A 14,846-nucleotide genomic window follows, 5' to 3' on the forward strand; every position below is an offset into this window, starting at 1 on the left:
ATTTTCTGGGTGATAAATGATATATTCCCATATACGGTTATCACCCTTTTATCTTAATACATTTTAATCCAAGGCTAATGTGAGGTGCAGTGTTTTAATGGAAAAATCGATAGTTACAGAACATAAGAAAAAAATGAATAGACTAATCATAAGCTCATTATTAATCGTAATTGGACTTATTATATTATTTTTTGGCATGGTATTATCCGTATCCCTGGGTGCAAAACATATAGACTTATATACAGTATTTAATAGCATATTTTCAGATGGCGTTGATATAAACTCAAAAATCATCCGTGATATAAGACTTCCCCGGATGATTGCAGCTGCTTTGGTCGGAGCTTTTTTAGCAGTGTCTGGTGCTATAATGCAAGGAATAACAAGAAACCCAATAGCTGACCCCTCTATAATGGGTATTACTCAAGGTGCAACTTTTACCATAGCTATAGCCTTTGCAATGAGGGCTAATATAGGGACTTCAGGGCTGATGTTTTTTGCTTTTATCGGAGCTAGTTTAAGTGGTGTATTTGTGTATATATTAAGTTCAAAATCTAGTAAAGGTGTTAGTCCCATTAAACTTATTTTAGCAGGAACCGCTCTGGGAACTCTTTTAATATCTCTCGCAACCGCTATTGCAATGCATTCCAATTTATCTCAGCAACTAAGCTTTTGGGTTGCTGGTGGATTTGTTACTGCAAAATGGCAAGGGGTAAAATTATTAGCCTCCATCGGTACCTTTGGTGTCATTGCCGCAATAATTATTTCTCCTAAAATAACCATTTTAAGCCTAGGGGAAGATATTGCCATAGGACTTGGTCAAAAGACAAATATCATAAGATTTATTGGTATAGTCATCGTAATATTACTTAGCGGTAGTTCAGTGGCTGTAGCCGGAAATATTTCTTTTCTTGGACTTATTGTGCCACAAATTGTAAGAAGTTTAGTTGGACCAGATTATAGATTTATAATCCCATGTTCACTAGTACTGGGTGCTGATTTGCTAGTTTATAGCGATATAGCAGCTAGGATGATAAATCAGCCTTATGAAACTCCTATTGGGGCACTAACAGCATTACTGGGTGTACCCTTCTTCATATATATTGTCAGAAAGGAGGCCAATTCATTATAATGCGAAACCATAAAAGAAAGAAAAATCTAATTTTGATTATAAGCATATTATTCCTTCTACTCTTTTCAATATTTATAATTAGTTTTAATATTGGAACTTTTGCTATAAGTCCACTAGATGTAATTAAAACTTTATTTGGACAGGGAACTAAAAAGCAGGAACTGGTACTCTTCACTATGAGGCTTCCACGAATAATTATAGCTATACTTGTGGCAAGTGCCTTAGCTATAGCAGGAACAGTACTTCAAGGAATAACTAAAAATGATCTAGCTGACCCTGGCATATTAGGAATAAGTTCTGGTGCAGCCTTGGCTGTAGTTATTTATATATATTTTATGAATGGAGAAGTATATTCTGATATAAGCACACTAACGGTGTTTACCATGCCTCTCGTAGCTTTGCTTGGAGCAGGTTTTGCAGCTTTCCTTATTTATACTTTAGCTTGGAAAAAGGGTCTAAATCCTACTAGATTGATTTTGATGGGGATAGGTATTAATTCTGCTTTTAGTGCTATATTGATCCTATTTCAATTTAGATTTACAACTCAAGATTTCAACAAAATAATGGTTTGGACCTCAGGAAGTATTTGGGGAACCAATTGGAGTTATGTTATTGCAACTCTGCCATTTGTATTTATTTTTACCGGACTTATAATTTATAAAGCAAGATATCTAGATGTTTTAAGTTTAGGCGACGAACTCTCAGTTGGACTCGGCGTAAATATAGAAAAAGAAAGAAGATTACTACTGATATATACTGTGGCATTAGCTGGTACGGCTACAGCCGTTGCCGGAACCATATCATTCTTAGGACTTATTTCCCCACACATAGCAAGGCGGCTTGTTGGCCCAAAGCACAAATTATTAATACCAACCGCAGCACTAGTTAGTTCAATAATTTTAATATTGTCTGATACCATAGCTAAAAATGTTTTAGCTCCTATTGAAATGCCCGTTGGAATAGTCGTTTCAATTATTGGAGTACCCTATTTCATCTATTTAATTATGAAGGAATAACTTAGGAGGTTACATATGAACAGCATAAAAACCGAAAATTTATCTATATCTTATGGAGATTTTGACATAGTAAAAAATTTAAATTTGAACATACCTAAAGGAAAAATCACAACTATTATAGGCTCTAATGGATGTGGTAAATCAACTATATTAAAGACTATTGCAAGAATATTGAAGCCTAAAAGTGGAGTCATATACATAAATGATAATGACATTCAAGATTTAAGTTCTAATTTCATATCTAAAGAAATGGCAGTTTTGCCACAAAGCCCTCAAGCACCAAATGGATTAACTGTTGGTGAGCTCGTAGCCTATGGAAGATTTCCTCATCAAAGTGGATTCGGTAAACTAACGAGTCAAGATAAAGAAAAAATAGATTGGGCACTGAAGATAATTGGCATGCAAGAATTTAAGGACAGACCTATAGAGACATTGTCAGGTGGCCAAAGGCAAAGAGTATGGATAGCTATGGCACTCGCCCAAGAAACTGAAATATTATTATTAGACGAACCTACTACCTATTTAGATTTAGCACATCAACTAGAAATTCTACAATTATTAGAAAGTTTGAATAAGACGCAAGGACAAACCATTGTTATGGTTATTCATGATCTAAATAATGCCGCAAGATTTGCAGATTATATGGTAGGAATTAAAGATGGTAACATAGTTTGCACTGGTAGTCCTAAAGAAATAATGACTAAGGATAACTTAAGGAAAATATTTAATATAGATGCTGTAGTCATTAATGAGCCCCTATATAATAAACCAGTTTGTATTACATATAACTTAATATAAAGTTACTAATATGCTTGCCTATGTTTGATGCTGAGGACGTTGATTTTTAACAAGTGGGTTTTTCAGCAAAAATGAACTCGCTAAAGCGAGTTCATTTTTTATTAAATATTAATTTACTAACCTAGTTTTTTCTATCTTAATTCTGGCCAATATCCTTTATTAACCTCTATTAATTCATCTAGTATATCTTTAGCAACTTCTGCTGAAGGAATAGTCTTATTTAGTGCAAAAGATTGAAGCGCCTTTTCATATGAATTTTCTATTGCGGCTTCAACAGCTAACTTTTCAGATGCCAACTGTTGCTCAATTAACCCTTTATAGAAAAGAGGAATTGGCTCTAGTCTTATTGGTTCTGGCCCTCTTGAAGTTAGGTATGCAGGAATTTCTACCATAGCATCACTTGGAAGATTTGGAATTGCTCCCTTATTTTCTACAATAACAATATATCTTGCTCTTGTATCAAAGGCTATAGCTATAGCAACATCAACTATAAATGTTCCATGTACTCCCACCTTAAATCCTTCTTCAAACTTCCCTGTTTCTTCAAAGTTCTTAATAGAATCAAATAGATTCTTCTCTCTATTATCAATAACTCTATTAGCTCTTGTATAATCCTTATTTGCTTGATTTACAACTGTCTTAGGTATTAAGTAATATTGTAAATAAGAACTTGGAATATAATCTGGGAACATCTTTAACATATACTTAATATTAGTATGAGCCTTTATCCAATCTACATCATTATGCTGTATATCTCTACTTTGCTCTAGAGTTACAAGTCCATATTCAAGCATATGCTTCTTTAACTCTTCACTTCTATCAACGCCATCTACATATACTTTAGTAAACCAACCAAAATGATTTAATCCAAAGTAGTCAACCTCTATCTTCTTATCCTCACACCCTAGAATCTCTCCCATTCTAAGCATCATTCCAATTGGCATATCACATATATTAAGTATGTTAACATTTGGTCTTAACTTTCTTATAGCCTCTGCAACAATAGCCGCTGGATTTGAATAGTTTATTATCCATGCCTTTGGCGAATATTCTAGTATATAATCACATATTTGTATCATTGGGTATATAGTTCTTAACCCGTAGGCTATTCCACCTGGTCCACATGTCTCTTGTCCAACTACATCATACTTTAAAGGTACTTTCTCATCTAATTCCCTCATTTTATATTTACCAACTCTTAATTGTGCAAATGCAAAGTCTACATTTGAAAATGCTTCCTTTGGATCTGTAGTTACAATCATCTTAGCATCACTATTATATTCTTTTAATACTTCATTACAAACTATAGCAATCTTATTTTGTCTTTCACTATCTATATCATAAAGTCTTACTTCTCCTAATGGGAATTCATCTTTCTTTAGCATAAGTGCCTTTAATATTCCTGGAGTATATGTACTTCCTCCACCTGCTAATACTATATTAAATTTCTTCATATCTACCATTCCTTTCTAACTATAAATCTTTTTATCTCTTTACCTTGTACTATATTTAATGCTACGTTATTATCTATTGAATATTTACAGGCATATCCTGCAACTTCTCCCATACTTCTGCATTGATGCTGTATCCTTAGAGAAGCTTGAGCTCTGAATTCACTAGAAATACATCTTCCTACTACTATTAAGTTTGAAACCTCATTTGTTACCATAGCACCATATGGTATCTCATAATACTCTTTAAACTTAAGGTTATGCTCGTCTGCCTCATCATGCTTGTCCTTATGAATATCTATCCACCAATCACCTTTAACAATGCCGTCTTCACTTTTCCTTCTTTCTATATAATCCTTAAAAGTTAACGTTTCTCTTCCTTTGATTCTGTATGATTCTCTTACTCCTAGTTGTATTGCTACCTTACTTATATAAGAATTTTTAAATCCATCTACATACTTTTTCATAAAACCATAATATCTATCTATCATTTGTCGCCCAACTACATAGGCATTTGATTTTACAAAAATATCAGTTGAATTTCTATTTGTAGGAACTCTAGGGCAATTAAATGCCATATGGCTATCTTTTGATGGTATTGTAAACCCTTGGAGCCAAATATATTCATCCTTTGTAATATCTCCATTTTCTAATGCTTTCTTCATTATTGGTTCTAATACTTGTGTTCTTCCCTGATGTGTAACCATAAATGTATAGTGAGGAAGCCTTGACCTACAATAATCATCGCCTAGGGATATCATAAAATCATAAAATTTTTCTAAATCTATTCCACCTAGTTCAAACCTTAAAGATACTGGTTGATTTTCATTATTACTATCACCTTTATCTACCATAACACCAGAAAGTCTAGATAAAATAGCATCTCCTGTTCCATCAACAAAGCACTTGCTTTCTATTCCTTTTAACCCATCCGATGTCATGATTATGATATACTTTATTTTATTATTTTCTTTGATTACATCACACAGTGTTGCATCATATAATAAATGACCATTATACTTTATTAAGGTTCTTTCTAAAACTACTGCTAATTTATCTGGATTAAACCATGTTAAAGCTATTGCCTCTTCTGGTCTTTCTTCTCCACTATAATTTTTAAGCTCTTCATATTCTGGTGAATATATGCAATCACCATATTTTTTAAGTTCTTCATTTACTTCCTTAGAAATATCCATTTCGTCCACATAAGATGGCATCATTGGAGTTACTAGTCCTGCTGTTGAAGTTCCTCCTAGAATACTATACCTTTCAATTACTAAGGTCTTTAATCCTAGTTTGGAAGAGGAAATTCCAGCTATTGCTCCAGCTGTTCCCCCTCCTACTACACAACAATCATAGGATTCAATTAGTTCTATATCTTTGTTGTTATAATTAATTGTTACCATTAAAATCAACCTTCCATTATTTCATCAAATGCATCTCTATATTCAGATACTTTCATCCCAAATACTATGTGATATTCTTCTTTTGATGGGTTTGAAACGCCTAATGAATCAGTTATATGTTTAATCCTATCTTTATCAACTTTTTCAGGATCTTTTACAAAAATTCTTAATCTAGAGATACAATTTGTATAATCTTTTATATTGTCTTTTCCTCCTATTTTTAGAAGTATTTCTTCAGCAACATCTTTTTTACTAGCATTTTGTCTAATAAGCTTTGAAGCTTCAATTTCAGCTCTTTTATTTTGGTCTGTATCCTCATCAGTTTCTCTACCTGGAGTAATGATGTTGAACCTTTCTATATACCATTTAAATATAAACATATATGCAAAGAACATACCTATACCAACTAAAACTATTGGTATCCATGTTGACTTATGGCCTTGAAGTACACCATTAAATATTAATTCTATTATGTTGTTACCACCTAAGTAGGATGCATCTACAAGATCTAAAATCGCAAATGATAATCCTGATAATACGCAATGAGCTAAAAATAGTGGTGGTGCTAAGAACATAAACATAAATTCAAATGGTTCTGTTACACCTGCAAATACTGATGCTGTTGCTGCTGCTATAACTACTACCTTAGCCTTTTCCTTATTTTTTGCAGCTAAGTACATTCCAATTAGTGCTCCTACAATACCAAATACCTTTATTGGTGTAGCACCCTGTCCTAACCAAACCCTTGTTATTTCAGCGATATTTCCTGTAAATTCTGGGTTACCTAAAGCTGCTGTTGTTATTGCCTTAGTTCCAACAAATACCTCTCCTCCAATTGCTAAAGTTCCACCTACTGGTGTAAAATGTGCAAGGGAATACCAAATATGATGAAGTCCAGTTGGTATAAGTAATCTTTCAATAAATCCAAATAGGAATGAACCTATAACTCCAGCTCCAGTTACAACCTCTGCAGCACTATATATTCCGCCGCCTACAAATGGCCAAACAAAAGGAACAATTAATCCAATAAGTAAACCTGCAACACCTGTTAAAATCGGTGGAAAATGCTTTCCTTGATAGAAACTAAAAATTAATGGCAATGATTTATTACTAAATCTATTTGATATTGTTGCTGCAAGGGTACCTATTACAATACCACCCAACACTCCAGTATCAATTGTTTGGATCCCTAAAACAAATGTCTGCATAGCCTTTCTCATCTCTAATGTTTGAGATATGCTAACCATATTATTGGCTCCAACTGATATATTTGCCTCTAACGCTAGTCCAAAAATATTTAATACCAGACTTGAAAAAACAATCATAAACAGATATCCAAGTAATGATGAAAATGCTGCTAATTCTTTTTTACCCTTATCAGCCATTCCCATAGCTACTGATACACAGAAAACTAAAGGCATAAACTTAATGACTACAAGACCCGACTCATTTAATACATTGGCAAAGAATTTGACCCCTTCATTTTGTAATAACGGAAATTTCGATACAAAATTAGGATTTTTAAGAACTGCTCCAAGGGATAGTAGTAATCCAAAGAATGACATTACTGCCACACCCATAATAAAAGATCTACCTAATTTAGAAAAATAATTTTGCAGTTTATTTTTCATTTTTTTACCTCCATTTACTTTTTATCATTAGAATAAAACCGGATTTATATCTTGTACTTATCATATCATCTACTTATTCCTTCTTTGATATCTTGAGAAAATGTTTACATTGATAGTTTTTTCATGTAACATGTTACAAATAAAAAAACATAAAGTAGCTTATATATAAGTTACTTTATGTTTCAACTCTTCCCAAAAACAAATCTATTAGAATATCTATAAACATAAATACATTTGAATTATAAGATTTTGAATTCTTATTTCCGTATATTTTAATTACTATATCCGAGCATTTTCCTATGTCACTATTTCTTTTGCTTGTAAATAAAATTATCTTTATATTATTCTCTTTTGCGATTTGAATCTTATTTTGTAAGTTTTGTATTTCTCCAGATTTAGAGAATATAACCAATGATTCATTTTCTTTTAATTGATTTACATACATTTCACTAGGATAATTTAAACTTAAAAAGTTAACCTTTTTCCCTACCATCTGAAACCTTTGAGAAAAATACATAGCCATAATTTCAGATAAACCATTTCCACAAACTAATATTCCCCTTGATTCACATATTAAATCTAAAAACTTATTTAGATCATCATCATATATATCTTCTACGCTTTTTCTATAGTTATGATTAAATTCCTCTAGTACTGAATATACTTTATCCTTCAATGTTTCTCTATTTTGATTATTATTAGGTAAAAACTTATCATATTCACCCTTTAAATAAAATTTCAATTCACTATATCCGCTTAATCCAAATTTATAGCATAACCTAGATATACTAGCAGTAGATATAAAATTATTTTTAGCAGCCTCTCTTATGCTATACTTTTGGATATTCTCGATTCTATCAATTAAATCCTTAAGAACATTGTATTCTGAATCATTAATATCCTCATCTATATTTGTCAAAATTTTCTTTAGGAATAGTTTCTTTCTCATACCTCTTCCTCCGTTGCTTATATAACACAATTGTATCACGGAAACCTTTTCTTTAAAATAAAAAGAATCTCTTCAAATGAACTAAAATTATCTAATCTTACGAAGTCATAATCAAAAAACCATCAATAATACATATTTCTGTATTGTCAATGGTTTCATGGCGGAGAAAGGGGGATTTGAACCCCCGGAACGGAATAACCCGTTCGCCTGTTTTCGAGGCAGGTACCATAGGCCACTCGGACATCTCTCCATATATTAAATTACTTTTTAATTATACCATATATGAATTTTATTTAAAATACCTTTCTATCTTTAATTAAATATTTTCTGATAGTTCATGCTGTCAATTTTATAAAATATTCATTTATGTTAATTTTTACATAGTCGTAAACCAAGTAACTAAACCTTTATAGTTCTCTCCTTTAAGTTAATTCTTAATATCTTACCATTATAACCGTACATAAAATCTCCTCATCTATACATTTTTCTTATACGTATATCCAGAGTAAGTTTGCTTCCATACACTTATTCCTCCACTACAATCTCATCTCCAGCTTTAATGTAGCCCTCTTCTAGCACCTTAGCAAATATCCCTTCTCTTGGCATTATACAGTTACCAATCAATTTCATAATTTCACAACCCTTATGACATTCCTTTCCTATTTGTGTAACCTCTAAAACTACATTTCCTATTTTAAGTTTAGTTCCCACAGGCAGCTCATACAAAATTATTCCTTCTGTAGTAATATTTTCAGCAAACTTTCCTGAACATAAGCCCTGTACTCCAGTAGCTTTCATCTTATTAATACTCTCGACTCCAAGAAAGCTCACTTGCCTATGCCAATTCCCTGCATGTGCATCTCCCTCAAGTCCGTGATTGACTTTAAAAAAGCCTTTCTCTATAGGATGTTTTATTACACCTTTTTTTTCACTTATATTTACAGCAATAACCCTTGCCATTACAATCCCTTCCTTTCAAATATTCCTGATTTTCCTCCACTTTTTCTCACAAGCATAATATTATTTATAACCATTTCTCTATCAATTGCCTTACACATATCATAAATAGTTAATCCTGCAACCGATACTGCAGTAAGTGCTTCCATTTCAATACCTGTTTTTCCTACTGTTCTAGTAGTGGCGGTTATTTCAATTTTAGTGTTTTCAAAGTCAATTTTAAAGCTAATATCACATCCAGATATCATTATGGCATGACACATCGGTATTATTTGCGAAGTACTTTTTGCGCCCATAATTCCTCCCACCTGCGCTACAGCTAATACATCTCCTTTTGAAATAGAACCATCCTTTATTCTTTCAAGTGTTTCTCTTTTCATAGAAATTGACCCAACTGCTATAGCTTCCCGAACAGTGTCACACTTTTCAGATACATCCACCATTTTAGCTCTTCCTTCTTCATTTATGTGCGTAAGTTCCATCACTTTATCCTCCTATCTGATACATCATCTTTTCACTTCTACTAGTTTTTTCCTCTTCAAGGTGATGTTCAAGTGGTTTATTAAAAATTGCTTGTTTTAAAACATTTGTAATCATCTCTTCGTTATTTAGGTATTTCCTAATATTTATTTCTTCCTTTGAGTGAAGACATGCTTTAATAGTTCCTGTAGATGTAAGTCGTATTTTATTACAATCCGCACAAAATTTACAACTTACTGGACTAATGAATCCAATTTTTCCTTTTGTCCCTTGAATCTTGTACAATTGAGCGGTGTTACTTTTAGGGGTTTCTATTTCAGTTAACTCAGGATGCAACTTTAGCATTTCCCTAAAACTTAATTTACTTTTTTCATAAAGTTTAATACCTTCACCTATTGGCATGAGTTCAATAAACCTTACTTCAATTGGCATTTCTCGAATTAAGTTTAAAAAGCCTTCAAACTCTGCATCATTAAAGCCTTTCATTAATACTGTATTTATTTTGACAGGTTTTAACCCAAGGGTTAAACATTTATCTATACTTTCCATTACCTTATCTAGATTTCCTATTCTCGTTATACTTTTAAACTTTTCTTTATCTAAAGTATCAAGGCTAATATTTACCCTTTTAAGTCCAGCTTTTTTCAAATCTGATGCCATAGCAGATAGTAAAATACCATTTGTAGTTATAGCAATATCATCTATTCCTGGCAGTTTTGAAGTTTCATATATAAGCTTGTCTATATCTTTCATTACTAGTGGTTCCCCACCAGTGTATCTTACTTTATTAATACCTAATTTTTCTGATATCTTCACAATTTTTAATATCTCTTCAAAACGTAGAATATCCACATGATTCTTACTCTTAATTCCCTGCTCTGGCATGCAATATACACATCTTAAATTACATCTATCAGTTACCGATATCCTTAAATAATTGATATCTCTTCCATGACTATCCCTCATAAAACCGTCTCCTAAAGTTCAATTATTTCCCCTATTTGCGTATAATCATAGCCTCCAAGTTTATCAAGCTCACCTAGTTAAATACTTCTATCTATTATTTGTTTAGCTTCTTTTACAGATACCACATTAAAAAATTCCATTCTCATTCTCCCTTTTGTTAACTTCTACCACACTCGCTAGCTTCCCCTGTAAGTATAGCAATTCCATGTGGAATTGCAGGTATTATAAATTGAAGATTTTCTACAGCACCTTTTAGGCTTCCTGGAAGATTAATAATTAGGGTTTTTTTGCGGATTCCTGCAATGCTTCTTGAAAGCACAGCCTTTGATGTAATCTGGAGTGATTTCATCCTCATAACCTCACCAATGCCGGGTACATATTTCTCAATTACATTTCTAGTTGCCTCTGGCGTAATATCTCTTTCTGAAAACCCCGTTCCTCCATTAGTTAAAATTAAATCCACCTTAAGCTCATCGCATAAATAAATCAATTCTCTTTCTATTTCCTGTTTCTCATCAGAAATTATTTTATAGAAACTTATAACAAATCCTTTACCTTCTAATTCACTTCTTATTGCAGGACCTGTCCCATCAATTCTTTCTCCCCTAGAACCTTTATCACTCATAGTTAAAATTGCAGTTTTTATCATTTTCATCACTCCTTTTCAACATCGTTCTTAACAATTTATGCTCTAGAAACTTAAAAACTTTATTTTTTTACTTAATTTCCTTAATTTTAATCTCATTATTATATTTTCAATTACTGAAGAATTCAATAAATAGAGCTTTTGAATCATAACTAATATATATCTTCTTATAAATTCACAAGTCTGGGATAATAAATAACAATCTTATATTTACTGGTTATTTTTTAAAATTTGTACTTTTTTGTTTAATTATAACACTTTACTATAATACAAGTATTTTACCACATTTTTAATTTATATACTATGTGGCTAGTTACGTAACAATATTAGTGACTACTCACCCCTCCTCTTTATCTTTATTTTTTTACATTTACCTAAAATTGAAAAAAAAGTGGGAAACTCAAAATTCAGTTCCCCACTCCACAGTATTATTAGTCTTGAAATAAAATTATGTGAATTCTTCCACCCAATGTATTTTACCCGCCCCCAAATTATATTCAATAGTAGTATTAATTTGAATGTTATTTTACAACAACCGAAACTCCATCTGGTATTACTGTTATTGTCGCATCATCTCCCTTTATTTTAAGAGCTCTAACAAGCGCTTCTTCAAAGGTAAATGCATGCTGCATATGCATATTCTTTATCATTTCAGGGTCACACATATCTGTAACAAGAATTACGGTATGCGCATCTAGTATCCGCGCAAGAATCTGAAATTCCCATTGATCTGGTGCTGTATCATTTCTTCCTACTTTAATTACCCTATCAAGAACTTCTCTTGGGCTACTTGCATTTGCGATATTGTCATAAAATGACTGACCACCATGTCCATCATTACAAGCAGACACCATGATTATAAGTCCGCCGTCCTTACAAGTTGCTTCTGCTGCAGTCATACCTTTTACAGTCTGATATATATTTTGGTCTAGTGGATATCCTCCATTAGTTGATATTGCAATATCTGCCTTCACAGCTTTCACAGCTGCAAGTTCCATAACAAATTTACAACCTTCAACGTGGGCAAGCTCACTATCTCCTGCAAATGCATTTATAACATTCTTCTCGCTGTCAATAACAACATTTAGTATAAATGCCAGTTTAGCTTGCTTCGCAGCGTATAACATATCTCTATGAATTGGATTATTTTCAATAACTCCAGACCGTGCGTACTCACTTGCTATAAATTCAGAACAATGATTTGCCATAACTGTCTTTGCTGATGCCACTCCAGGGAGAACACTCTTGCGTCCTCCAGAAAAACCAGCAAAAAAGTGTGGTTCTATAAATCCTTCTGAAATTAAAAGTTCAGCTTCCATCGCTATCTTATTAAGCAATAGTTCTCCACCTGAGGGAAGGGTTCCGACGTGTACCATATCGTCATAATCCTCTGATACATGATTTATTATAACTTCATTATCTACTATTTCCTGACCAAATTTATCAATCATTTCTTCTCTTGTAGTAGGTCTATGGAAACCAGTAGCAATTAATATTGTTATTTCAATTTTAGGGTTCGATGATCTTATTCTTTCAAGTAGTATTGGCAGTGTTACTTTACTTGGTACAGGTCTTGTATGGTCACTAGTTATTAGTACTAAGTTTTTCTTCCCCTTAACCAGATCTTCTAGTTTTGCACTTCCAACAGGGTTATCAAGTGCTTTTTTTACAATTTCCTGCTGAGTACTTTCAACTTTGTATGCATGAGCTTTTGATTCTAATATTGCTACCAAATTATTATCCGGTATTTCTATTTCTAAAAATTGTTTTGAATATGGTATTTTTACTTTAGTCATATATATTCCTCCTTACATCATAAAATATTTTGCTCCAAAGTACGTAATTAATCCTAATATTGCTACATATGCAAGGCAAAATTTTAAAGTTGCCTTTAATATCTTACCTTCAGCTCCTACAAGTCCAGTGGCTGCTGTGGCAACTGCAATGCTTTGAGGCGAAATCATTTTACCTGCAGTGGCACCACCAGTATTCGCAGCTGCTAACCAATAAGGACTCATATGTAAATTTTTTGCAACTTCAACTTGAAGTGGTCCGAACAATACATTTGCAGAGGTATCACTACCAGTTACAAAAGTACCTAAAGCACCTATAATTGGAGCAAATAATGGATAAAAGCTTCCTGTTGCTGCAACTAAAACCACAGCAATAGATGTTATCATTCCGCTATGACTCATTACCTTTGCAAGAGAGACTATTGCAAGTATTGTAATTGCAGTTTTACTCATTTGTTTGCAAGTATCAATAAATACTTTTACTATTTCTTTAAACTTAGCTCCCTGAATAAGTCCCCCTATAAATGTGGCAAGAATTATAAGTGTCCCTGGATTAGCAATCCATATAAAAGAACTAATTTTTGCATCTGGACCATTATATATTTGAACAGATGTTTGTATAGATGATAATGGTTTATTGATTGCTGGTATAAGAGAACTTGTTATTAATATAAAAGTCAGAACTAATATAAATGGCACCCATGCCAATAACCCTTGTTTTGCGGATATATTAACTTTATCTTTAGATGCAGTGTTTTTATAGAATATTTTAGTTATTGCAACCGTTACAATAATACATATTATTGAACCAATTAGTGCGGGAAGTTCAGGGCCCATATATTTTGCAACTAGAAGTTCTGGTATTGCAAAAGCTAGTCCTGATGCAATACAAATAAGCACAACTCCCTTTATTGCCTTTACACTTTTACCTGTTAGCATTACTAATATTAATGGTAAAACTGCAATTAATACAAATAATTGAAGTGCAACTGCATAGCTTAAAGTAACAGGATCAATTGCTGCAACCTTTGCTAAGGTTGTTACAGGTAGACCTATTGCTCCAAAAGCTGTTGGTGTTGTATTTGCAATAAGACATATTATTGCTGCAAATACAGGATTAAAGCCAAGTGCGGCTAAAATACTGGCAGGTATTGCAACTGCCGTACCAAAACCTGCAATTGCTTCAAGAAATCCACCAAAACCCCAAGCAATAATTAAAACTAAAATTCTCTTATCAGTTGTGATTCCTGTCATCATATCCTTTATTACGTCCATACTTTTTGTATGAATAGAAAGATTGTAGGTAAACACTGCTGCAATTATTACAACAATTATTGGCCATATTGCCATTGCTGCACCCTCAAGTGTCGCTGTGAGAGCTTGACTAATTGGCATCTTCCAAACTAGGATTGCAAGTATTATTGTAATTACGAGTGTGATTGAACAAGTTTTATGTCCTGGCATTTTTAAAACACCGAGCGAAACCATGAGCCATACAATGGGGATAAGTGCTATGAAAAATAACAAATAATTATTCATCTTTTATTCCCTCCTCTATTAATAATACTAGTCACAATACTGAAATCGACTACATCAAAGTATTATTATATCGCCAACATCTTTA

General features: G+C 32.7%; 13 protein-coding genes and 1 tRNA gene. 3 read left to right on the forward strand and 11 right to left on the reverse strand.

Annotated features, from left to right (window positions below; translation table 11 throughout):
- Positions 1–133 precede the first annotated feature (133 nt).
- From ACWJJT_RS07060 to ACWJJT_RS07070, 3 genes are read left to right on the forward strand one after another with little or no spacing between them, the layout of a single operon-like run.
- The gene (locus ACWJJT_RS07060; protein WP_462956754.1) at positions 134–1,129 is read left to right on the forward strand and encodes a FecCD family ABC transporter permease; all 996 of its coding nucleotides are present in this window, start codon (positions 134–136) and stop codon (positions 1,127–1,129) included.
- On the forward strand, positions 1,129–2,145 hold the full coding sequence (locus ACWJJT_RS07065) for a FecCD family ABC transporter permease (RefSeq protein WP_462956494.1): 1,017 nt from the start codon (positions 1,129–1,131) through the stop codon (positions 2,143–2,145). Before ACWJJT_RS07060 ends, ACWJJT_RS07065 begins: the two co-directional genes overlap by 1 nt.
- A gap of 15 nt (positions 2,146–2,160) precedes the next feature.
- Positions 2,161–2,943, forward strand: a complete 783-nt coding sequence (locus tag ACWJJT_RS07070) for an ABC transporter ATP-binding protein (protein WP_462956495.1) — start codon at positions 2,161–2,163, stop codon at positions 2,941–2,943.
- 131 nt (positions 2,944–3,074) lie between these two features.
- On the opposite strand, the gene ACWJJT_RS07075 is transcribed toward ACWJJT_RS07070, so the two are convergent.
- The 11 genes from ACWJJT_RS07075 to ACWJJT_RS07125 all read right to left on the reverse strand — a co-directional run bounded on the left by ACWJJT_RS07075 (position 3,075) and on the right by ACWJJT_RS07125 (position 14,761).
- Positions 3,075–4,397, reverse strand: coding sequence for a 6-phospho-alpha-glucosidase (locus tag ACWJJT_RS07075; protein WP_216303148.1), 1,323 nt, complete (start codon positions 4,395–4,397; stop codon positions 3,075–3,077).
- 2 nt (positions 4,398–4,399) lie between these two features.
- A complete protein-coding gene (locus ACWJJT_RS07080; protein WP_462956496.1) occupies positions 4,400–5,800 on the reverse strand; it encodes an FAD-dependent oxidoreductase in 1,401 nt (466 codons plus the stop codon).
- A gap of 5 nt (positions 5,801–5,805) precedes the next feature.
- On the reverse strand, positions 5,806–7,431 hold the full coding sequence (locus ACWJJT_RS07085; RefSeq protein WP_462956497.1) for a PTS transporter subunit EIIC: 1,626 nt from the start codon (positions 7,429–7,431) through the stop codon (positions 5,806–5,808).
- 175 nt (positions 7,432–7,606) lie between these two features.
- A complete protein-coding gene (locus tag ACWJJT_RS07090) occupies positions 7,607–8,380 on the reverse strand; it encodes a MurR/RpiR family transcriptional regulator (protein ID WP_462956498.1) in 774 nt (257 codons plus the stop codon).
- Between the two features lie 158 nt (positions 8,381–8,538).
- Positions 8,539–8,630, reverse strand: a tRNA-Ser gene (locus ACWJJT_RS07095).
- 275 nt (positions 8,631–8,905) lie between these two features.
- Entirely contained in the window at positions 8,906–9,340 is a 435-nt protein-coding gene (locus ACWJJT_RS07100) for an MOSC domain-containing protein (protein ID WP_462956499.1), read from the reverse strand.
- Positions 9,340–9,819: a cyclic pyranopterin monophosphate synthase MoaC gene (gene moaC, locus ACWJJT_RS07105; protein WP_462956500.1), complete on the reverse strand. Its 480-nt coding sequence runs from the start codon at positions 9,817–9,819 to the stop codon at positions 9,340–9,342. Before moaC ends, ACWJJT_RS07100 begins: the two co-directional genes overlap by 1 nt.
- Before the next feature lie 4 nt (positions 9,820–9,823).
- Entirely contained in the window at positions 9,824–10,783 is a 960-nt protein-coding gene (moaA, locus tag ACWJJT_RS07110; protein ID WP_462956502.1) for a GTP 3',8-cyclase MoaA, read from the reverse strand.
- A gap of 157 nt (positions 10,784–10,940) precedes the next feature.
- Positions 10,941–11,432, reverse strand: coding sequence for a MogA/MoaB family molybdenum cofactor biosynthesis protein (locus ACWJJT_RS07115; protein WP_462956504.1), 492 nt, complete (start codon positions 11,430–11,432; stop codon positions 10,941–10,943).
- A 518-nt stretch (positions 11,433–11,950) separates the two neighbouring features.
- Complete coding sequence (gene larA / locus ACWJJT_RS07120; RefSeq protein WP_462956505.1) at positions 11,951–13,225, reverse strand: nickel-dependent lactate racemase; 1,275 nt, start codon at positions 13,223–13,225, stop codon at positions 11,951–11,953.
- A gap of 12 nt (positions 13,226–13,237) precedes the next feature.
- Positions 13,238–14,761, reverse strand: coding sequence for an L-lactate permease (locus tag ACWJJT_RS07125; RefSeq protein ID WP_462956506.1), 1,524 nt, complete (start codon positions 14,759–14,761; stop codon positions 13,238–13,240).
- Positions 14,762–14,846: the final 85 nt, after the last annotated feature.

It is taken from the genome of Clostridium sp. CM041, from assembly GCF_055081035.1.